Annotated in this window: 16 protein-coding genes and 1 pseudogene; 7 read left to right on the forward strand and 10 right to left on the reverse strand. The window is 31.0% G+C overall.

All coding sequences use genetic code 11. The annotated features are described in order from the left end of the window. Positions 1-125: 125 nt before the first annotated feature. Positions 126-1,316 (reverse strand): substrate-binding domain-containing protein, encoded by a 1,191-nt coding sequence (locus FWJ34_RS03115; RefSeq protein ID WP_308253870.1) that lies wholly within the window; start codon positions 1,314-1,316, stop codon positions 126-128. 165 nt (positions 1,317-1,481) lie between these two features. Here FWJ34_RS03115 and FWJ34_RS03120 point away from each other — a divergent pair, with 165 nt between their 5' ends. After that, positions 1,482-1,808, forward strand: coding sequence for a hypothetical protein (locus tag FWJ34_RS03120; protein WP_308253871.1), 327 nt, complete (start codon positions 1,482-1,484; stop codon positions 1,806-1,808). 120 nt (positions 1,809-1,928) lie between these two features. On the opposite strand, the gene FWJ34_RS03125 is transcribed toward FWJ34_RS03120, so the two are convergent. From FWJ34_RS03125 to FWJ34_RS03135, 3 genes are all read right to left on the reverse strand, one after another. After that, positions 1,929-2,651 carry a hypothetical protein gene (locus FWJ34_RS03125; RefSeq protein WP_308253872.1) on the reverse strand — a complete coding sequence of 241 codons (723 nt, stop codon included), beginning with the start codon at positions 2,649-2,651 and terminating at the stop codon, positions 1,929-1,931. Between the two features lie 24 nt (positions 2,652-2,675). Beyond that, on the reverse strand, positions 2,676-4,382 hold the full coding sequence (locus FWJ34_RS03130; protein ID WP_308253873.1) for an extracellular solute-binding protein: 1,707 nt from the start codon (positions 4,380-4,382) through the stop codon (positions 2,676-2,678). 206 nt (positions 4,383-4,588) lie between these two features. Continuing rightward, entirely contained in the window at positions 4,589-5,899 is a 1,311-nt protein-coding gene (locus FWJ34_RS03135) for a hypothetical protein (protein WP_308253874.1), read from the reverse strand. Positions 5,900-6,056: 157 nt separating this feature from the next. On the opposite strand from FWJ34_RS03135, the gene murF reads away from it, so the two are divergent. Continuing rightward, on the forward strand, positions 6,057-7,412 hold the full coding sequence (gene murF, locus FWJ34_RS03140) for a UDP-N-acetylmuramoyl-tripeptide--D-alanyl-D-alanine ligase (RefSeq protein ID WP_308253875.1): 1,356 nt from the start codon (positions 6,057-6,059) through the stop codon (positions 7,410-7,412). Positions 7,413-7,518: 106 nt separating this feature from the next. Here the strand turns inward: murF and FWJ34_RS03145 are convergent, their stop codons facing one another. From FWJ34_RS03145 to FWJ34_RS03165, 5 genes are all read right to left on the reverse strand, one after another. Next, positions 7,519-12,798 (reverse strand): AAA family ATPase, encoded by a 5,280-nt coding sequence (locus FWJ34_RS03145; RefSeq protein ID WP_308253876.1) that lies wholly within the window; start codon positions 12,796-12,798, stop codon positions 7,519-7,521. 53 nt (positions 12,799-12,851) lie between these two features. Next, positions 12,852-13,196, reverse strand: coding sequence for a slr1659 superfamily regulator (locus FWJ34_RS03150; RefSeq protein ID WP_308253877.1), 345 nt, complete (start codon positions 13,194-13,196; stop codon positions 12,852-12,854). A gap of 26 nt (positions 13,197-13,222) precedes the next feature. Next, a complete protein-coding gene (locus FWJ34_RS03155) occupies positions 13,223-13,810 on the reverse strand; it encodes a slr1658 superfamily regulator (protein WP_308253878.1) in 588 nt (195 codons plus the stop codon). Positions 13,811-13,815: 5 nt separating this feature from the next. Further along, positions 13,816-14,682, reverse strand: coding sequence for a GGDEF domain-containing protein (locus tag FWJ34_RS03160; protein WP_308253879.1), 867 nt, complete (start codon positions 14,680-14,682; stop codon positions 13,816-13,818). A 536-nt stretch (positions 14,683-15,218) separates the two neighbouring features. Further along, entirely contained in the window at positions 15,219-16,496 is a 1,278-nt protein-coding gene (locus FWJ34_RS03165; RefSeq protein ID WP_308253880.1) for a VWA domain-containing protein, read from the reverse strand. Positions 16,497-16,850: 354 nt separating this feature from the next. Here FWJ34_RS03165 and FWJ34_RS03170 point away from each other — a divergent pair, with 354 nt between their 5' ends. From FWJ34_RS03170 to FWJ34_RS03190, 5 genes and pseudogenes are all read left to right on the forward strand, one after another. Then, the gene (locus tag FWJ34_RS03170) at positions 16,851-17,045 is read left to right on the forward strand and encodes a hypothetical protein (protein WP_396231612.1); all 195 of its coding nucleotides are present in this window, start codon (positions 16,851-16,853) and stop codon (positions 17,043-17,045) included. 137 nt (positions 17,046-17,182) lie between these two features. Next, the gene (locus FWJ34_RS03175) at positions 17,183-17,773 is read left to right on the forward strand and encodes a hypothetical protein (protein WP_308253881.1); all 591 of its coding nucleotides are present in this window, start codon (positions 17,183-17,185) and stop codon (positions 17,771-17,773) included. Between the two features lie 157 nt (positions 17,774-17,930). Beyond that, positions 17,931-18,809, forward strand: a pseudogene (locus tag FWJ34_RS03180) (ribonucleotide-diphosphate reductase subunit beta); the annotation flags it as partial. 716 nt (positions 18,810-19,525) lie between these two features. Next, positions 19,526-20,482 carry an RNA polymerase sigma factor, RpoD/SigA family gene (locus FWJ34_RS03185; RefSeq protein ID WP_308253882.1) on the forward strand — a complete coding sequence of 319 codons (957 nt, stop codon included), beginning with the start codon at positions 19,526-19,528 and terminating at the stop codon, positions 20,480-20,482. A gap of 150 nt (positions 20,483-20,632) precedes the next feature. Next, on the forward strand, positions 20,633-21,727 hold the full coding sequence (locus FWJ34_RS03190; RefSeq protein ID WP_308253883.1) for an alanine--glyoxylate aminotransferase family protein: 1,095 nt from the start codon (positions 20,633-20,635) through the stop codon (positions 21,725-21,727). A gap of 160 nt (positions 21,728-21,887) precedes the next feature. Here the strand turns inward: FWJ34_RS03190 and glpX are convergent, their stop codons facing one another. Then, positions 21,888-22,928: a class II fructose-bisphosphatase gene (gene glpX, locus FWJ34_RS03195; RefSeq protein ID WP_308253884.1), complete on the reverse strand. Its 1,041-nt coding sequence runs from the start codon at positions 22,926-22,928 to the stop codon at positions 21,888-21,890. Positions 22,929-23,486 lie beyond the last annotated feature (558 nt).

Raw genomic sequence — 23,486 nt, forward strand, 5'->3', positions numbered from 1 at the left:
GAGGTAATATTAAATGCGGATAGAGACTTACAAATGTTGTTGGTTTCATTCTCAGCCACTAATCTACCTTTATGAAATTTTTATTAGTTATTCATTAATGTTTTTTATGTAATACTAATGAATATTTAATTAGCACGATACCAAACTTTTTGAATTTCGTTGATCACATCTGAATTAGGGCTAGAATTAATGGTAATTGATGGGTTGATTTCAACTCCGGGTATGTTTTGATTCCAAGGGGTGTTTGCTAAAGATTTTAACTCTAAATTAATGATCGGACGAAAACCATATTCAGCGAAAATTGTTTGTTGTTCATTTGCTGTTAAAAAATCCAGAAATTTTCTGGCAGATTTTGCTTCAGATTTACTCACATTTTTCTTAACAATTGCTCCTGTCACTGTCGTCTCAATAGTAGGATTAGGATAATAAATTTGATAGGTTTGTGTTTGGCTATCTCTGACTTGTAACCAACGAGATAAAGCTATACTTTCATAAACTGTAGCAACATCGGCATCATTTTTTCCTCTAGCGATGAATTCTTGTAGTAAAATATCGGTAGATCTTGGAGGTTGATAAATAGAGTTTTTTATAAGTTGAAAAAGTTGCTCAATTTCTGGCTTATTAATATCATTAATAGTTAAATTATTTTGATTTAATAAACTTTTTGCCCATAAACTTAAGGTTAATTGACCACTATTTGAACGAGTGGGATCTGTTGTGATAAAATCAAAACTACCCCATTCTTTTTTACCTCCTAATTTATCCCAATTTTTTGTCTGTAAAGCTGTTTTTAATTTTTGCCAACTAAATTTATGATTAGGAAATAAAATGTTTCCTCTCTCTTCCCATGCAATGGCAACTAAGATAGTTTTGGCGATGGCTGTTGGGGTATCATAAAAAATATCAGTTTCTCCTTGGGCTTTTAGTTTAGTTTCTAATTCATTAATTAACTCATTATTAGCTGGAATTAAAATAGTAGATTGAAAATCATTTTTTTCTTCAATAAAATTAGTAACAATATCTTGAGAACCTTCAAACTTTAAGTTTAAATTAATCTGAGGATTTTCTTGCTCAAATTTTTTCTCTAGGGTTTCTAATACGTCTTTTAATTCCGTACCACCAACAATAGTAATAGTAGTTTTTACGCCTAAAATAAGAGGTAAATAAGTTATACCTAAAGAAGCTATAATAATACCTATCGAAATCACTTTATTAACAGAATTTTTGTTGTTATTTTGATGATTATTAGCAACTATTTCTCCCGATGAAGAAGGTATTTTAAATATTGATAAAAATTTGTGTGTTAATCTATCCATAACTTTTATAAAAAATAAACTTAACTACCTTATCTTTATTATACTTTTATTTCTTTTTCGTAGTTAATGGGTAAAATTAAAGTTATTATGAATAATAGTTTCCTAACTATAAATAAAACAAGCTACTTTTATTAAAGATAACTTATTTTTCTATTTTTTTAAACTATGATCACAAATTTAGATGTTCAAAATTATGTTAAATCTTTACAAGAAAACTTTTTTAGAAGTCAAGAAAGAACTAATTATCCACCTATTTGTTCATTTATTGAATCTTGGGCATTAGTTATTCGTAGCTTTGTTGAGGAAACGGGTATTTCTGCAGGTGTTCCCGATATAAGTGTTAGAGTTAATGATAATTTAGTCGGTTATATTGAAGCTAAAAATATTAATAAAAATATATATCAGTTAAATACTAAAGATAACTTACAAATTGATAAATATTGCAATTCTGTTATTATGGCTTTCCGAAAGAAAGAATACTATTTTAAGTAAAAAAGACATTGAATATTTTAAACAAGTTGTTTTTTCTCTTTCTCAAACAATAAAAATAATGAATGATATAGATAAAATATTGCCATCTTTTCCTTTTGTATAAAATAAACGAGACTATTTTTAAACTAAATAAACATTTTCCTGTAGATTTGTTAATTCTTGAGTTAAGGCTTGTAAATCATTTAATTCCTGTGAATTAGTTAAATCTGCTGTGCGTAATTTATTCTGTAATTGTTGTAAAAGTCCGGCGGATTCAGTAATAATATTTGTCAAAGAAAATACTTGAGCTTCCCGTGCGGATTGACCTTCTTTTGCTAAATTAATATTACGCATTAAACTTAACTCAATTTGCTGTATTTTTTGTAAAGCAACACCAGCAGTCGATTTTTTTTTCTTTTTGATTTCTTTTAACTTATTCTCTAATTCTTCTACTGATAATAAGGAATCTCCTCCTGATAATTTATTACTTAAATCCTCTATTTTTTGTGGTAATTCTAAAGTGCGATCGCAAGAATATTCAATAGTGGTTAATAATTCCATTTGCCATGAGTCATGTAATAATTTTTTCGCCTCTAATCGTAAATTTTCAGCTTTATTTACTAATAATTGTGCTTCTTTTTTGACTTGGTTTAATTCTATCTCTAAGGTTTTATTATCTAAATCAATTTTTCTATTATTTTGTAAGTTATTATTGGCTAAAATTGTTGAACTAATAAATGCGATCGCCATAGTCGATAGTAAAATGATAACGTTAGTTAATTTAATAACTCTTACTCCTAAAAAGAAACAAATACCACTGATTAAAATTGCGAAAGGATAATTAAGAGGGTTAACTATTCTCATATTTAAAACTCCCTATGATAATCATTAAAATTCTACTTGCAAATCATTCATTAACTTATCAATAGTGTCAGGATTACCTTGTCGATAATAACCACTATTTATTTTGGCAATTTCTTCTAAAACTTGAGCATTAAATTCTCCTTCTTTACCATAACCTACCGTAAAAAAAGCAATTCTTTCATCACTATTAAAACCACTTTTTTTCAATTCGGCTTCTAATGTTTGTAAGGTTACTGTGCTATCAGAATCTTCTCCATCGGTGAGAATTAAAACTGCATTAATAGCGTCAGGTTTAAGATTTTTCCTCAGCCAATCCCGGGCAAATAAAGCACTATCATATAATTTTGTGCCGCCTCTTGCTTGTAAACTACTGATATATTGAATACCTTTATTTTTACCTTCAGGAGTGCCTTTTATCATTACGGGAGGATTAATTTCATCACTAAAAGTAATTAATACTATTTCTTCTTTTACTCCCAAATTTTGTACATAATGAAGTAAAGTATTTTGTACTGCTGACATTTTTTGCCCCCGCATTGAGCCTGAAATATCGACAACTACTGCCACTTGAGAAGGTTTTTTAGCGTAATCTTGCCAATTTTTAAGCATTGTTTCCACCACTTCGGGCTTGGGAGGGCGATAAGATTCATAAGTGGCATTAGGATTAACTCCAAATTGAGCGTTAAATTTATTACCTAAAGGAATGCCTGAAATACCAGGGCGTAATCCCAACTCTGAGGCTAAGGTTTGCAATTCGGGAGTCAACATAAAATCTAAGACTTTTTGAGCGCCTTCTTTTTCTTCTTCTGACACCCAAGAGGCATTGGGTAAGATACCTCGAATATTAGAGCTAAAAGTTGCTTTGGGATATACTGCTTGATATTTGGTAGAATTTGCATCTCCTTGACTATTGGCACGAATAACTAAAGATTCATACACAGAACCTACATTTGCCCAAAAAATGCCATTTTCTACCATCGAATTAGCTAAAGAAGCGGTAGAAACACCATAACGGGTGACTTTCTCTTGAATTGCTTTAACCTTGTCTTGATATTTTTTGACATCTTCTATAGTTAAGTCTTGAGAAGGTTTATTGGCAACGGAGGCAAATTGAGCTACTAATGTTTGCAATCCAGAGTTTGAGCGAGTGGGTGCAGTTTGCACAAAATAGATAGGTAGGGGTTGACTATTGGGATCTAATTCTTGATAATTATTATACTGAGCTAAACCTGTGTAAATATTAGAGGTTTTCTCAAGGGCAGGGGCTAAATCCTTCGTTGTCATAAACACCATCGGGCTGAAAACAATTAAAGGGGTATCGGTAATAGCCGGAATGTAGTTTTTACCCGGAAAAATCTTATCGATTTGATAAATTAATTGATTTTGATAAATTTCACCATCTACAGCAATTAAAGAAGGAAATTGAGCATCTTCCGCTAAAATTGTGCCATTAGATAACTGTTGTGCTAGTGATACGACTTCATTAATAACATCTCCGCTTCCTTTAGCATCACAAGTCAAATAAAAAGATTTACCGCTACTGAGTTTAGGGTTAGTTGCATTAAGTTTTGTTGCAGTTTGTTGACAAAATTCCTCTAAGTCGCTTCCTACTAAAAATTTAATGGGAATACCTGAAGGTTGATTCTTATTACTATCTGTTTGATTACATCCACCAATAATTAATAAAGGCGTGACGAGAAAAAGAAAAATTAATTTAAAATTTGAAACCATAAATAAAAGTTAGATTTCTTTTGTTATAAAAATCATAACTAATTTATTTATGATTAAAGTTAAAGAATAATTAAATTAATAATTAAAAATTTGAGCCATAAGAGACTAAGTAAGTAAGCAAAATTAATCTATGCCCTTTGTTTTTCTTAAATCTATGATAACAAGAGGTTTAAACCCCCCTCCTATATACAATTAATTTTGCTTAGCTAAATCTTGGCATAAATTCGGCGAAGAAAAGACATATCTAAATTGCCGAAATTGACACTAAAAGCGACATTGACTTTTTCTAAACTTCTGACTAACCATGCTGCACCATCTTTGGTAAAAGATTCATAGTGATTAAATAAAATCGAAAATCTTTTTTCTAAATATGGTTTCACTTTACTACAGGCTAAGGTTAATTTTAATAATAAGCCAATGGTTTTAGTCGTTCCCATATTACTAATCATATCCATAAAGACTAAATGACTAGGATTTTGAGGGCTATCAACAATTAAATAGTTAAATAATTGACTATAGGTACGCATTTTTAAAAATTCATCGGGTTTTTTATAGTTATATTTGGGATACATTTCTTGTAATTTGGCATATAACCTTTTGTTAAAACTTTGTTTACCATATTTTCCGTCGATAGATTGCACTACATACTCATATAAATCATCTTTGAATAATTGATAATTGCGCACATCATTAGTATGGGTTAAAAAACTACGGGATAAGTCTTGATAAGAATGACCATTTTCTACTGTACCAACATAATGTCTTAAACTTTTTCCTAAATCTCGATCGCTTAATAGAGTAGGATTATCTATAGGTCGAATTATGCGATCGCCATTTAATTCTTCCATTTTTTGTCGTCCGTTTTGTGCTACTCTGATTTGATAGGTTACGAATTTAGAGAGCTTAGACTCAAATTGTTTTTCTAATTCTGTTTTAACTTTAGAAACGGTTTGTTGTTGTTCTGTACTACTATCAGCACCTAAAAGACAATGATCATAAAGATAAGGATAGCGAGTAATTAAATTACCTACTTTTTCTTCTTTTTTAGGGCTAGTTTTTTTCTGTTGAGTCTGAGTTAGAATCGTGACTAGCCGTTGGAGTTGTTTGTAGTAATCTGAATGTAAAAATTCTCTTACTAATTGACTCATACGATTAGCATAAGACTTGTTATAACTTCTATTCATTCCTGAAGGAATTAAATCAAATAATTGTACTAACTCAACTACATAAGCCTGAGTTTTTGAGCTTAGTTGCCATCGGTTAACTAAAATATGACAACAACGATTTAAAATTGGGGGAAATATTTCGGAAGCATCATGATTAGCTATAATTTTAGCTAATACTTTTATCACTTTAGGATTATCATAATTTCTAGCCTGAATAAATAAATACCGAAATCTATCTAACACTTGCTCTGGTGACTGGGTTTTAACACATTCTAGCAAGTGATCATAAACAAACTGTTCATAGGCAGTAATGTCATGGTTATGATGTTCTGATAGAGAGGGACTATTCACGGCTTTTCATGGTATAGTATATTTTGGTTTATTGTTTCCTTATTTTCTATTTTAAAGGAATTGTAAAGAGTTGTTCTCAGTTTAATTACCTAAATTTTACTATCAATAGTTTGTTTTACCATCAGCTAAATTACTGAATTTTTATTGTTATTTTTTTATGAAAGTTTTTGCGAATCTCCAATCTATCCGTGAAATTACTGATACAAATGGCAATGATTTTCTAGGGGATATTCTTAATCAAGAATGTAGTGGTATTAATACGGATACTCGTACTCTTAAATCAGGAGAAATTTTTTTAGCTTTAGAGGGTGAAAATTTTAATGGCCATAACTTTCTGAATCAGGCAATACAAGTTGGGGCGATTGCTTTAATAACTCAAGAAAACTATCCCCGTTTAGAGTCAATAAAAATACCTGAATTTAAAGTAAAAAATACTCTTCAAGCCTATCAAAATATAGCCCATTGGTGGAGAGAAAAGCTAGATATACCTATCATTGGAGTTACTGGTTCAGTTGGTAAAACTACGACTAAAGAATTAATTACGGCGGTGTTAAATACTCAAGGAAAAGTCTTAAAAACAGAGGCTAATTATAAAAATGAAATTGGTGTTCCTAAGACTCTTTTAGAAATAGATAAAAGTCATGATTTTGCTGTCATTGAAATGGCGATGAGAGGAAAGGGAGAAATTGCTTTATTAACGGAAATTGTCAACCCAAATATAGGGATAATTACTAATGTAGGAACGGCACATATTGGCAGATTAGGTTCACGGGAAGCTATCGCAAAAGCTAAATGTGAATTATTAGAAAAGATGAATAATTCTGGGGTAGCAATTCTCAATGGTGATAATGATTTATTAATCAAAACTGCTGCGGATATTTGGCACGGTGAAACTATTACTTATGGTTTAAAATCAGGTAATTTATTGGGTGAATTGGTAGATTCTCATACTCTCAAAGTTGATAACAAATTGTATCCTTTACCTTTACTTGGTGAACATAATGCTCTTAATTATTTAGGGGCGATCGCCACTGCTAAAGTCTTAGGTATTGATTTGAGTATTTTAGAGTCAGGAATTGAAGTTATTTTACCTAAAGGAAGGGCTAAATGTTATCAATTAGCTAATGATATAGAGGTATTAGACGAAACCTATAACGCAGGTTTAGAATCGATGATTGCGGCGTTACATTTATTGAAACAAACTGAAGGTAAACGTCATATAGCAGTTTTAGGTACGATGAAAGAATTAGGCGAGTATGGTTTTAAACTTCATCAACAGGTAGGAGAAACAGTAAAAACTTTGAATCTTAATCTGTTATTAATTTTAGCTGATGAAGATGTAACAAAAGCCATGGCTGAAGGTGCTCAAGGTATCTCCACCGAAATTTATACCACTCATCAAGATTTATTACACCGTTTACAAGAAATAGTTATACCCGGCGATCGCATTTTATTTAAGGCTTCTAATTCAGTGGGATTAAGTAAAGTTGTTGAACAATTTTGTAGTCTATAGCTAATTATCTCAAACCAATATCTTGAACATTGGGGATACTTTTATCATTAAACAAACTACAGTTTTAAGTAGGTGTTTGTTAGGTTGCACTTCGTTTAACGACAACCTACTCGTTATTTTTCTGTTTTAAAATCACTAAAGTTATATCATCAAATATTTTTTGATTACCTATAAATTCTCTTACATTATTAATGATTTTTTCTTGAATTTCTTGAGCAGATTTGTGACGATTCTGTAAGGCTATTTGACATAAATTATCTAACCCATATTGTTGTTGATTAAGATTCTCAGCTTCGGTAATACCATCGCTATATAAAATTACTAAATCTTCAGGATTCAATTTAATTTTTATTTCGTTAATAAAATGGGCTATTTCACTTTCTAAACCGAGAGGAAAACCTAAATCAAGAGTATCTATTTTTTCTATGTTTCCATCAGCACGAATAAGAATTATTTCTTCATGTTGTCCACTAATTTTAAGTATATTATTAGTATAATCTAACACGGTTAAGGTCATATTTTTATCAGATCCCATTCGTTGTAAATTATCATATAAAGTTTGATTTAAAATGTCTAAAAATCGCACAGCATCGGTTTCATTAGTCTTTTGTAAAGTGCGGATTGCTGTTTGTGCCATTAACATTAAAACTCCACTTTCTAAACCATGGCCGGTAACGTCTCCAATGGTTATTTTAACTCCACTTTCACTTTTTAAAACATCATAATAATCGCCGCCTACTTCTTCAACTGCTGACATATATCCGGCTATATCTAATTCGGAAATAGCTTCTAATTCTTCAGATTTAGGTAAAACCATTTCTTGCAATTTTTTGGCAACATTTAACTCTGCACTTAATCTTAAATTTTCAATTTTCAATTTTTCATTTAAAGTAATAATTTCTTGATTTGCACTAGCTAATTGGGCGGTTCTTTCCTTGACTTTATCTTCTAAAGTTTGGTATAATATAGCATTTTCAATGGCGATAGATGCTTGTCCTGATAAGAGTTTTATTACTTCTAATCTATCTTCGGTAAAAGCTGATGTAGTAAGGTTATTTTCTAGGTAAACAATTCCTATTAATTTACCTTGATTTAGTAAAGGAGTACATAAAATTGATTTAGGTTTTTTGGCGATAATATAAGAATCATTAATAAAATTTCCTTGAGAATTAGCATCATTTAAAACAAGATCTTCTTTGACTCTAGCGACGTAATTAATGAGGGTGACAGGTAATTTATTTTCCATGGGTAAAGATTGTAAAGCAGTAATATTGTCATTATCCATAAATCCTTCGGCTTCAATTAATAATTGATGATTATTTTCTAAGATTAAATAACCTAATTGTGCCCCCGCATTTTGAATAATAATTTTCATCAGAGAAACTAACAATTTTTCTAATACTATTTCCCCTGAAATTGCTTGACTAGCTTTCATTACTGTTGCTATATCTAAGTTAGAATGAGAATCAGAAGCTGTTGCGTTGGTTGTAATTGTACGATGTGATTTTTTGCTGTGAGTTGCCAAAAATTGGGGATATTCTTTTTCTAAATGTTTAACTTTTGTTATCGCCCCCCAACGCAAATAACAATAATGTGCTTCTACTAAATATACATTAGCTATTTTTTCTTTTCCCCAATGGAGGTAAAATTTACCCGCTAATTCATTGGCTAAGGCTTCTTCATTGAGATATTCATATTCTTTGGCACAGGCGATGGCACTATCATATAATTCTATACATTGGAGTTTATCCCCCAAAATGCGAGTTTTTTCTGCTTCTACTAAATACCATTTATGTAAATAATTCATCGGTGCATTATCAGCCCACATTTTGAGCCGATTTTGCAAATTTTCAATTTGTTGCTGATGATATTGCTTTTCGCTATCAGAAGCAATTTCTAGGGCTAATAAGTGAGTTAAAGCGGCAAAAAAAACAAATTGAGGTAAAGGATTGTGTCCACAAATACTATAAATATACTTTTTACCTTCTAATACATCTTCCATTGCTTCAGAAATATAACCAAATAAATAGTGAAGGTAGAGTTTACTATAGTAATGAATACTTAAACCGAGTAAATTATTCGTTTGAGTAAAGAATAAAAGTGCTTGTTTCTCATGATAAATCTCTCCATCAAGATTCCATGGGGTTTGTGAATCTCTTAAATTAGTTACAGTTTGTAAATTAGCAAGGGTATATTGTCTAGTTCCCTCTGCTTTAATAGAATTAGTAAATTCGATCGCCCTTTTAAAATCCGTTTCTAATTGGCTTAATTCTTTTCCCGCCGCTTTTTCTAAACGTAAGATGTTAGTGAAAGCATAACCTGCAAATTCCAAATCACCATATTCTATACCACTTTTATAGGCATCTTTTAGGGGAGGGATACAATCGTTATGATGTTTTTTCCATAGGGTGACAAGAGCATGAACATTATTTAAAATAATAGCTCGACATCGTTGATTATTTTGTTTTTCTAATAAATTGGTGGCAACCATTCCATATTGATAGCCTCGAGAGAATTGATCTACACCCGGACTACATAAAATTAAAGCATAACAAGCATAAGAATTAGGAGTTTCATCGCTATGCCCATATTTCAAAGAAATTAAAACCCCTTGACAACTAATTAACGGAAATAAATTAGGATTACAAAAATAGCTTAAAGGAGTCATACGAGTTAAAATGCGCATTGCTGATAACATTGCTTTATCTGTCATTTTTGGCAAATCAATTAATTCTTGTAAGGAATAATGATCAAGTTGAGTTTGAGTTCGTTCTTGCCAAGCTATAATAATATTTTCGTCAGAATTTTCTGGCAATTCAATTCCTAATAATTGTAAACAAAATAAACCTAATTTAATGCCATCTAAAAATCGATTCATGACTGAATAAGCCTGAAGTTTGGTTTCATAAACACCAATTTTATCTAAGAGATTATTACTATTATTAATTACACTCTCTCCTAAAGTTTCCATCTGAGAAAAATCTCCTTTTAAATAACTAACTTCTGTGGCTTCTAAATATAAAGCTAAAGTTAAATCATATTCAGTTTGCCAACTATTTTGAGGAAGCAATTCTATTCCTATGTTTAAATATTCCATAGCAGCAATATGGGCGATGGATTTTTTGGCTTTTTGCCCAGCAATCAAATTTAATTGTGCTAATTGATTTTTTTGATTTTGTTCAGTAATTAATTCTCTACTTAAATTAAAATGTTCTACAATATCAAATATTTTTTCATCTCGCTCTTTTTCTGAATAATTTTCTAGCAATATTTGTCCAATTTTTAGATGAAAAGCCGATTTTTCCTTTTCTGAAATTAAGGAATAAGCCGCTTGTTGAATTCGATCATGAATAAACTTATATTGAGGTAAAATATAATCTGTTTTTATTAAAGCTAAATCAACCTCTTCTCTACTCTCTAAAAAAGTTACTAAACCCTCGGCTACCGCAAATTCTAAAATATCAACAGTTTTCGTCAAAGATTGATTAATAATTACCCCTAAAACTTGCACATTAAATTGATTACCAATACAAGATGCTATTTTTAATAATTCTTGTGTATCTTGTGGTAATTTTTGAATAATAGTTGTCATAAATTCAACAACGTTATCAGTAAATCCTCGCTCTTTAATTTGGCTTAAATCCCATCGCCAACGAAGATATTGATAATCAAATTGTAAAAATTTTTCTGTATAAATAGATTTAAGAAATTGATTAACAAAAAAAGGATTTCCACCAGTTTTAATCTCTACTAATTCTGCTAAATCTTGAACTTCTGTGAAAGGATAATTAATAGAATCTCCTATTAATTGAGCAATATCAGATAAATTTAAAGGAGAAAGAAAAACTTGATTAATAATAGCTCCTGTTTTAGCGATTTCATCTAAAGTTAACATTAAAGGATGGGATAAAAAAACCTCATTATCTCGATAAGCACCAATGACAAATAAACCTGATAAATTTTGTGTGATTAACATTTGTAATAATTTCAAAGAAGCATTATCAGCCCACTGTAAATCATCTAAAAATATGACTAAAGGATGTTGAGGTTGCGTAAAAACGTTGATAAATTTTTGAAAAACTAAATTAAAACGATTTTGTGCTTCTATTGCCCCTAATTCAATTAAATCTGGTTGTTTGCCAATAATTAATTCTATTTCAGGAATAACTTCTGCAATAACTTTACCATTTATACCTAATACAGCTAATAATTTATCTTGCCATTGTTTAAGTTTATTTTCTGTTTCTGTTAACAATTGTTTGATTAATCCTCGAAAAGCATTTACTATGGCACTATAGGGAATATTTCGCTGAAATTGATCAAATTTACCACTAAGAAAATAACCTTTTTTTGCTGAAATTGGTTTATAAATTTCTTTAACTAGTGCAGTTTTTCCAATACCTGAATATCCGCCAATTAACATCAATTCAGCACCATTTACTCCCTCAAAAGCCTTTAATAAAATTTCGATTTCTGTCTCCCTACCATATAATTTTTGGGAAATTTGAAACTTATCAGAAATATCATGAGTAGCCAATTCAAAATCTTCTATTTTTCCCGTAGTCTGTAATCTCTGTAAACAATTTTCTAAATCGGCTTTTAAACCCCATGCACTTTGATAACGATCTTCCACATTTTTGGCCATTAATTTCATGATAATATTAGAAATAATTGGCGGAATTAAAGAATTTATTGCGGTAGGAAATAAAGGAAGTTTAGCAATATGACAATGCACTAATTCTAAATCATCTTCAGTATTAAAAGGCAACTTTCCTGTGAACATTTCATAAAAAGTAACCCCTAAAGAATAAAAATCAGTACGATAATCGATACTGCAATTCATTCTCCCTGTTTGTTCAGGAGAAATATATGCTAAAGTTCCTTCTAAGATATTAGGACTTTTAAAAGTAGGATTTTCTCTAGTTAATTTTGTGGAAATACCGAAATCAATTATTTTTACTTCTTCTGTTTCTAGATTAATAACAATATTAGAAGGATTGATGTCTTTATGAATAATATTTGTCTTGTGAATTTGCCCTAAACTGGCAGTAACTTTAATGGCAATTGATAGTAACTTTTCTAAATTAAATGACTGTTTTTCTGCTAAGTTTTTCCATGATTTACCACCAAAATCTTCTAAAACAATTAATAAACTATTCTGATATTTTTCTAAACTATAGGCTTTAATTACACCATCAATATTAAGAGAATTAGTTAATTGATATTCTTGACGATAACGAATCAATTCATTAGGGGTAGGATAGTCTTGTTTTAAAACTTTTAAAATTACTTTTTTTTGATCAATTTTACCAACAGCATTATAAACTTCTGAGTTGACACTGTCATAAATCTTACTTATTATTTGGTAATCAGGTAAATTGATCATTATTAAATTGTATTTATTTTATTAATAAGAATATAAAATTTTATAATCAATAACTAAACTATTTCTAACACAAGACTAGGCATTAATCTTTGTAAATTTTTGAGAGATTTACTTTGCCAAGGAATTTTTTGTGAACCCATAATGATTAAATTAATTTTTTGTTGATTCCGCACTTTAATTACAAATTTTGAGAACATACTTATACCTGAACTATTGAGAAAATCTAAAGAGGTTAAGTCTAAAATTAACGGAGAATTTGCTTCTTGAAGTCCTTGATCTAAGATTTCTAAAATAGGTTCATATTCTTTCATGCCATTGAGTCTTAAAGAACCATTAAATTTAACAGTATTTTCAGACGGAATAAAGTCAACTAAAAAATTTTCATTTTCAACTTTCATGCAAATTTTTCCTCATTTTTTACCAACTAAATTTCTAATTCAACCATTGTAACAACAACAAAATTTTCCTCCCCATTATTCTTGATCGACTGAAATTTCCATGCTAATTTAGCTTTATAATCAACAAGTATAGTAAGAAGACCTAACCCTGAAGAATCAGCAAATTCCTTTTCTGCATTTTGTTCTAATCGTTCAAAATATAATTCTTGAGGATCATTATTGAGTAATTCTTCAACAAAATTTTGATAGGCTTCATAGAGACTTTGAGTAACATTATTAGTTAACCATAAAGTAATTTTATCTACATCTAAATTTAAACGAATACTGATAGAATAATCAATATTGTCGTTATTAAATTTAATGGCATTTTCTAATAACTCATTAGCGATATAACTAACGGTACTTTTTATTTCATCTCGCCTACTATAATTTTCATTATCTCCCAGGGTTTTAGGTAAAAAGGTTCTAAAATAATCCCCTAAAAAATCCGCTGATAAACCATTATTTCCCCATCTTTCTTTTAAGGATAAAGAGGAAGGGGAAAAAGATAATTGTAAATATTCAGTACTTTTTTCTGTTTCAATTTCTCTAAAATTACCATATATATTGTTCATATTAATTAATTCATTATTTGGGCAACAATTTGATTTCTACCTTGACTTTTAGCAATATACATTAATTTATCAGCATAATCGATAAATTCTTCAGGCTGAATATTAGACGAAGGAATGACTGAGGTAATACCACCGCTAATAGTAATATAAGAACTAACTAAAGATCTTGAATGTTCAATTCTAAATTCCGCTAATTTTTCTTGAGTTTTTCTCGCAGTTTTAACGGCATTTTCCAGATTTTTATTTGGTAAAATAACAGCAAATTCTTCTCCTCCATACCGGCAAACTATACCATTAATAGGCGTAAATTCTTCATTAATAATATTGGCTACACTTTTGATGCAATCATCGCCTTTAGGATGTCCATAAAAATCATTATACTGTTTAAAATAATCAATATCAAAAAATAATATAGTTAAATAATTACCTGTTTTTTCATGAATTTTCCATTGTTTATGTAAATTAAAATCAAAGCCACCACGGTTACAAATTTTAGTTAAATAATCTTTCATTACTGATTGATTAATTTCACTAATTTTTTCAAGCCATTGATTATCAATAATATCTCCATGCTCTGTTAAAATATTGATCAGTAATTCTAAATCATCTCGTTGTTGTGATACTAGTTCTAGTAAATGTTGAAGTTTAATTTCTGCTTTTTTTCGTTGCTCTATTTCGTGCCTTAATTTTTTATTTGTTTCTTCTAATAATTCTTCTATGGTATCACCATGTTCTGCTGTAGTTAATAAAGCTATTTGTAAATCATGATTTTCTTGTTGTAAAATTGTTATATCTTGTAAAAGACGCTCAATTTCTAATCGTAATTGTTGTTCTGAATAATCATCAATTGAGTCGTTAATAAATTTACTCATAAATTTGCTCATCCCCTCTGTTAAATATATTATACCCGTCTGTTTAGAATTGGCAAAAAAATTTTTGTTTTAAGGTTAGATACGTTATAAGTATTCCAGTATATAGTAAAAATTACTAAAAATCTCTTACTTAGATCTTGCATCTCTATCATCAATTCTCGATGAGGATAGGGAAAAGGGAAGAGGGAAGAGGGAAGAGGGAAAAGTAATCAGAATTGATTTTAAAACTCCTAAAATTGATTTTTCCCGTTTTGTTTTATTGGTATTATTGTACTGGTGCAAGATCTGAGTCTTAACTTTTGCTTATCCCCTCATGACATTACTTTTTCGGCAAAGCTCTAATTAGGGAGATTTAAAAATCAAAGTAAAAATAAAAAAGACATCGACTATATTTGGCTTTTCGGAGGGTTGAAACCCTTACTACGAGCCTTCGGAAAAATCTATTTGGTAGAAGTCTAAAACTTACAATGAGCATATAATATATTTGTACAAAAAAGATAAATCTCTTACTAAGAAACAATTTTTAAAATTTTATCTTAAGATTTCGGGGTGGGAAAATGTTTTAACCACTTGGGAAATTCCTTCAGTAATCTTTTATATAATTCTTCATCTGTAACTTTTTTAAAATCATCAATAGCGAAGAAATTGGCATTATCAATAGTTCTACCTTTAAGACTATCTAATCTTTCTAAAACTCCATAGTTTGAACCGCCTAAACCCACAAATTGCCAAAATATAGGATATTTAGAGGCATCAATAAGAATCTTTGCTATTTCCTTTTCACGACAAATACCACCGTCTGAAATAAAAATAATAAATGCCGGAATATCTGTATTTTTATAATAGTTAACAACATCTTCCATCACTGGAGGTTCATTATTAGCTATTCCTAAATCTTGAATAATTCCTGAAAAAAGTGTACTCCAAAAACCCCCTTTTGGTTTTGTTAAAGAATTAATATATCCGGTAATATTATCAATATTGATATTATCTAATTGACGATATTTATCTGCGTAAGCCCATGATTCTAATTCTTCATTATCATCAAAACGAATAGCTAATGCCATAATTCTTTCTAATACGGCTTGTACATTTCCACTACTATATTGAAAACTCATCGAGCCTGATGCGTCTAAAACAAAAGCGACTCTAGCCATAGTATTATTAAGATTACTTTTCTTTAGCTGAATATCAACTTTTTTGACTAGATTTATGAGTTGAGGAGCTTTCTTTTCTAATCTTTTTTCTAGGGATATTTTAGGCTCTGATTTGATAATTATAATATCCTCTAGTTTAGTTCCATACTGCTCTAATAATGAACTTAAACCATTTTTGAATCCTTGACTTATAATTCCTAAACGCCATACTTGTTTTAAATAAATTTCAGCAATAATTAATGCTTTTTCTTCCTGAAAGTCTTTTCCCCAAAAATTATATTCTGCTACAGTTTTACCTTGATTATTAATAATTTTAAAAGAATTATTTTCTAATTCAGAAATTGAAATATGTTGCTCAATAGTTAAACTAAATACAAGTTTAGTAATACTAGGAGGTAAAGTAGATAAATTAATCTTAAAAGTTCTATTTCCTTTAATATTATTGTTAATATTTTCAAGAGATTTACAAGGTGAAGATAACTGATTATCAGAAATAAAATATTCTTGAGCAAACAGTTTATTTTCAGCATTAACTCCAAAGCAATTTATCTCAATTTTAATATTTTTATGAATATTTGTCTCAATAACAATAACAAATTCATCAGTTAAGGCTAACTGAGATAATTGAACTTTTTGTCCTTTGATTAATGATTGCATCTTAAAAATTTGGTTAAGGTTAATATTAAGTTATTCGTAGGTTTCTTTTTTCCTTATCTATTTATCAGTCTCACTTTGTCAATTTATGCAGTTGTTGATGAAAATTTTAGATTTTTTTTAGATTTGTCAACAGAAATCAGGAATTATTTTTTATAGCAGTCGCCATGATGCTATTGACATTATTAACAAAGGGTTTAAACCTCTGCCTAAAGGATTCAAATATCCTAACTAACGTGTCAATTGTTATATTATTAAGTACAACAATAAAAACTATTAAAAAAATACAAAAACAATAATCCTCTAAATCGTTATAATCATAATTTGCACTGCAATTATTTCACATTTTTTTATTTTATGGTAGCTACATTTAACGGAAGTAACCAAAGAATGCCTCTTACTCCTATTTTTAATCCGGGAGGTGATGATCGCATTGAGAATCGGACGATCTGGTTCGGAAATACGACAAACTTAATGCAACTCAATGATGTTCGCTATTCATGGGCCATCGGATTGTATCAGCAAATGAGAGAAAATTTTTGGATTAACTAGGTAGTCCAGTTTAAATCCCTTGAAAACGGTGAAACTCTTTTTAATAGACAATACCGTGCCAAGCTGTTACAAATGACAGAAGGTGTAGAGACTAAAACTGATTCTAATTTAAAGCTACCAACGTGTAGTTAAAAAAAATGAAACTCACAAAAGAAACTAGAAATCTTATTCTAGCAATGGCTATTGGTGACGGTAATATTAACAATGGTTGTCTTTTTATAGTTCATTGTGAAAAACAAAAGCAATATTTGGATTGGAAACATGAACTAATCAAAAATATTAGTGGGAAAATTTCTCGCTTTATAAATAATGGCTATGTTGCTTATAGATTTAATACAAAAAGATTAACTTTTCTTAAGCAAATAAAACCATATTTGTATAAGCAGGAAAAAATAACTCCAAAAATTCTGAATAGAATTGGAGTAATTGGATTGGCAATTTGGTATATGGATGATGGTTCTTTGATTAAAAAAAAAAGAAATGGAAAAATCCATGCCTATGAGTTGGTTTTATCTACTTACTTTAATTCAGAAGAAAAAGCTAATGAAATAATTGATTGGTTCAAAACCAAGCTAAATATAAATTTCACTGTTAAAAGGAATAAAGGTAAATTTAGTATTCGTTGTGGTACTTCAGAAAGTCGAAAATTTATCCAACTTATCAAGCCATATGTTGAAAAAGTTGGATGTTTTGATTATAAAATTGATATTAATTTAGAATCAGGCTGATTAAATATCAGTAGAGTAGGCAGTAAGCGATGGACTGTCGAAGCGGGGGACTCCTTTATACCAGTAAAGGATGATGATATAGTCCGATCCATAAGGTGACTTATGGCAGCTTGAACAAAGCGAGTTAGGAGTAGCGATCTTAACTGAACAGAAATGACCTCAAAAACTAGATATAACACAAGATGTAACTGATTATTGGAATTTAACCAATGATGAGCGTCGTGCCTTTGAAGGAATTTTATCTTATTTAACCTTTTTAGACTCCGTTCAAACTTGCAATATTCCTCACTTAAAAAGTGCCATTACTGCCCCTGAAATTAGTCTTTGTATGGCGGAACAAATATCTCAGGAGGGGATGCACAATCACGCTTATCAATATATGATTGAGACGATTATTCCTAGTGATAAAAGAGACAAAGTTTATGATTTTTGGCGGACTGATAAAGTTTTATCTGCTAGATGTGAATTTATTGCTGGTTTCTATCAAAAATATATTGATAATCCCACCAAAGAAAATTATTTTATTGCCCTTTTAAGTGATTATTTATTAGAAGGTTTATACTTTTATAATGGCTTTATTTATTTTTATAATTTAGCTGCTAGAATGTTAATGCCGGGTTCTGCTGATATATTTAAAATGATTAATCGTGATGAATTAAGTCATGTGAGATTATATCAAAAATTAATTCCTGAAGCGATGCAAACTTTTGATTATTCTTTAGAATATATTTATGAAATGTTTAATACTGCTGTAGAGCATGAATGTAAATGGACAAATCATATTGTCGGCAATAACATCTTAGGTATCACTGAATCTAGCACTGAGCGTTATACTAAATACCTTGCTAATACTCGTTTACGGGCGATCGGTTTAGATCCTCTTTATACAGGTGCCCAGTATAGCAAAAGTCCTTACACTCATCTCGAAAAATTTTCTGATACCAAGAAAGAAGGTAATACTAAAGCCAATTTTTTTGAAGCCAGTGTCACCAGTTATATGATGTCGTCGGGAGTTTCTGGATGGGATGAAATTTAGCTTCACGAAATTAACAGACATCTCCGTAAAATATTTATATAGGCGACTAGGGGCAGTTGGGTATTATGCCCGTACAGGGCTTTAGCCCTTCTGAATGAGAATTATCGGAGATGCCTAATAAACAATTAAGAATAAATGTGCTTTAATTTGGGGAAAACTCAAAGTTATCTTTAAATGAGTACTCATGCAAAATTAATTGTATATAGGCAAGGCAAGGGGCTCCTATCCCCTTGTTACCCTTTGTTACCCCTTGTGACTATGGATTTGAGAAAAGGAAAATCCACAATTAATTTAGCTTACTTACTTAACGTTCGTTGTAAGCCTTGAACTTCGGTTTGAGGTGAGTTAATAGTAATGAGCAATAAAAATATGATTTAACCTTTGAGAATGAAACAGTTTTGGGGAGTTTAATTTAAGATTGCTGATTTTCTGTATAATAGAACACATTTATTATTTTTACCCAAACTCTAATTAAATCAAGAATCAGGCAAGGAGTCAAAAAAAAGTTTTACAAAACTTAAATCTATGCTCTATGATTATGGAAGGTTAACTTTACTATTATGCCGTAACTAATCCGAGTTAGACAAGGTTGACTATTCGCAAATAGACTATTTTACTCATAAAAGTCCCAAAATTTGCTGACCTTTACACGTTATTCTGTATAATTTTAAGTCCCTAATATTATTAATTAATCAGCTAGAAATATATATTGTCTTATGCAACCCTTACCCAAAAATATTGATACAATCCGTGTTTATTTGAAAGAAATCGGACGCATTCCTTTGTTAAGTCAAGAGGAAGAAATTATTTTATCTAAACAAATTCAAGAGTTAGTTATCCTCGAAAAAAAACGGGAAACTTTGAAAAAAAAACTAGAACGTGAGCCTTCAAAAACTGAATGGGCAAAAGATGCCAAAATTTCTGAAAAAAATTTAGATCTAAAAATTAGTCAAGGAGAAAAAGCCAAGCGTAAAATGGTGGAAGCTAATTTGCGTCTTGTGGTATCCATTGCTAAAAAATATCTCAAACGCAATTTAGACTTATTAGATTTAATCCAAGAAGGTACAATTGGAATGCAAAGAGGTGTCGAAAAATTTGATCCGACTAAGGGTTATCGTTTCTCTACCTATGCTTATTGGTGGATACGTCAAGCGATTACAAGAGCGATCGCTGAAAAAAGCCGTGCTATCCGTTTACCTTTACACATTACAGAAAAATTAAATAAAATTCGTCAAACTCAACGTAAATTATCAGAAGAAAAAGGGCGCCCTGCTACCATTGCAGAGTTATCAGAAGCCTTAGAATTAACTACAGAGCAAGTCAGAGAATATTTAGGTAGAGCTCGTCAACCCTTATCCTTAGACTTGAAAGTAGGGGATAACAATGACACGGAATTAGGAGAGTTATTAGAAGATAAAGGACAGTCACCAGATGACTTCACTGATTACTCATGTCTTCAGTTTGACTTAAATCGTATGATGTCGGAATTAACTCAACAACAACAAGATGTTATTAGATTACGTTATGGTTTGGATGATGGTAAACCTTTAACTTTGTCAAAAATTGGTGAAATTCTGAAAATTTCCCGTGAAAGAGTTAGACAAATTGAGAGGGAAGCCTTAACTAAACTTCGTAAACGGAAAGAAGTTGTTGAAGAATATATCGCAAGTTAATGAGGAATGAAGAATTAGGAATTAGGAATTAGGAATTAGGAATTAAATCTGCAACCTAAAACCTGCAACCTAAAACCTGCAACCTAAAACCAGATTGTTATTTGTTCACTATTCACTGATAATTATTTACTGTAATTAAAAATAAAAAAGATGCAAGATAAATTAATGTTGATGATTCCTGGTCCTACACCTGTACCAGAGAGAGTGTTATTAGCTATGGCAAAACACCCTATGGGGCATCGTAGCGGTGATTTTAGTAAAATTATCGGCGAATTAAACGAGAATTTAAAATGGTTACATCAAACAAAAAATGAAGTTTTGACTTTATGTGCATCAGGTACTGGAGCGATGGAAGCGGGTATAATCAATTTCTTAAGTGCTGGTGATCAAGTTTTAGTGGGAAATAATGGTAAATTTGGTGAAAGATGGGCGATTTTGAGTCGTGCTTTTGGTTTAGAGGTAGAAGAAGTTACTGCCCAATGGGGTAAACAACTCAATCCTGAAGATTTTAGGGCTAAATTAGAAGCGGATACACAGAAAAAAATCAAAGCCGTAATTATCACTCATTCTGAGACTTCCACAGGGGTTTTAAATGATTTAGAAACCATCAATAAACACGTTAAAGCTCATGGTGAAGCCCTTATTATTGTTGATGCTGTCACCAGTTTAGGAGCAGTAAATGTGCCGATGGATGAATGGGGTTTAGATGTGGTTGCTTCTGGTTCACAAAAAGGCTACATGATTCCTCCCGGATTAGGTTTTGTGGCGGTGAGTGAGAAAGCATGGGAAGCCTACAAAACAGCAACTTTACCTAAATTTTACTTAGATTTAGCACCTTATAAGAAAGCCAACGCTAAAAATAGCTCCCCTTTTACTCCCCCCATTAATTTGATGTTTGCGTTACAAGCATCCTTACAAATGATGCAAGAAGAAGGCTTACAAAATATATTCGATCGCCATAAACTCTTAACTAAAATTACCCGTGAAGGTGTTAAAGCGTTAGGTTTACCTTTATTTGCCAGTGATGAAGCAGCGGCGTTAGCTATCACAGCAGTAATACCAGACAAACATGATGCGGAAGCAATTCGCTCAACCATGCGTAAAAGATTTGATATTGCCTTAGCCGGAGGACAAGATCATCTCAGTGGTAAAATTTTCCGTATGGGTCATTTAGGTTTTGTATCGGAAAGAGATGTTTTCAGTGCTTTAGCTGCATTAAAAGAAACTTTAGCACAATTAAGCTAGATATTAATTAGGAATAATAAATTAGGAATTAATTATAGGACAAGACTTGTATTAATTTTGGAGAGGTTTATTAGTAGATTTGTTTTTCAACTTATCTAATCGCAAACCTCTGCTTTTTTTTAGAGAGATTTAAGTTAACTTCTTAATTTTGGGGAATTAACTATTTTAATTGAATAGTTTTGGGTTTATCGAACATATGAATAGTATCCACAAAACGAGCAGTGCTAGACTGAGTAGAAATAACTAAACTTTGTGTTCTCGCACCACCATGAAAGAAGCGTACACCTTCCATTAAAGTACCGGGGGTAATACCACAAGCCGCAAATAACACTGTTTCACCAGAAGCTAGTTCTTCAGTCTCATAAACTTTGTCGGGATTATTAATACCCATACTGCGTAAACGCTCAAGATTACTTTCTTTGCTTTCGCCGATTAAACCAGTTTGTACTATTTCAGGATCATAGATTAATTGTCCTTGGAAATGTCCACCTAAACAGCGCATTGCCGCAGCGGAAATAACTCCTTCAGGGGCAGCACCAATACCCATCAAAGCATGAATATTACTACCAGAGAAGGCACAAGAAATAGCAGCAGAAACGTCTCCATCACTGATTAAACGGACTCTTGCACCTGCTTGACGGATTTCTTTGACTAAGTCATTATGACGTGAACGATCCATAACGACAACTACTAATTCTTCAATACTACGATTCATACACTCAGCAATAATTTTGAGGTTTTCTGTAGCTGATTTGTTAATATCAACATGACCTTTAGCGGCAGGAGGTGCAGCCAATTTTTTCATGTAGAAGTCAGGTGCAGCAAATAATCCGCCTTTTTCAGAAATAGCTAATACTGCCATTGAACCATTTTGACCATATGCTACAAGGTTAGTACCTTCGCAAGGATCTACCGCAATATCAATTTCTATTAATTCATTAATATTACAAAAATTAGCAGCATCAGGTTTGGTACAGATACCTACTTCTTCTCCAATATAAAGCATGGGAGCATCATCTCTTTCTCCCTCACCGATGACGATTCTACCACGCATATTAATTTTATTCATTCTTTCCCGCATAGCTTCTACAGCTACTTCATCGGCAATATTTTTTTCGCCTTTTCCCATCCATTTTGCCGAAGCGATCGCCGCTTGTTCTACCACTTCAATAATCTCTAAACCGAGTGTTGTCTCTAACATTTATATCCTCCAAAGATATGTAATTAATTTTATTGGTATCTAAATTAATAAAAAGTCGTTAAGGAAAAGTGTATCAGAGTCAGGGATCATTTTTGAATCTAACTTATATTTGAGGTGAAATTTTGAAGTTGCACTTTGTTTAAACCAATTCAAACGGCGATCGCTTTTAAAAAAAAAACTACAGAATTAATTCAGAAACTCAACATTCTTTTTATTCCTAATAAATGAATACCGACAACACCCGACACATTAGGATTATTAGGGAAAATTGCACAAACAACTTGTTTAATAGAAGTTTACCGTAATCATGTTCAAGCCGAGCAGATTATGGATTGTATTGGCAAATTAATTAGTGTAAAAAACAATCTTTTAAAAAACAAAAAAAAGACATCGCTTTATGGATTATAACCCCTAGAGATGGTAAAAAAAGCTGTTAATCCCCAAAACTAAGACTAAATATCTTCATACTGCGATCGAACCCTCCCACAATCGATCACTAAAAGTGGTGCTACGCGATCGAACTCCCTATTATCCAGTCATTGCGAGGCACGAAGCAAT

It is taken from the genome of Geminocystis sp. GBBB08 (assembly GCF_016743215.1).
Taxonomy (GTDB): Bacteria; Cyanobacteriota; Cyanobacteriia; order Cyanobacteriales; family Cyanobacteriaceae; genus Geminocystis.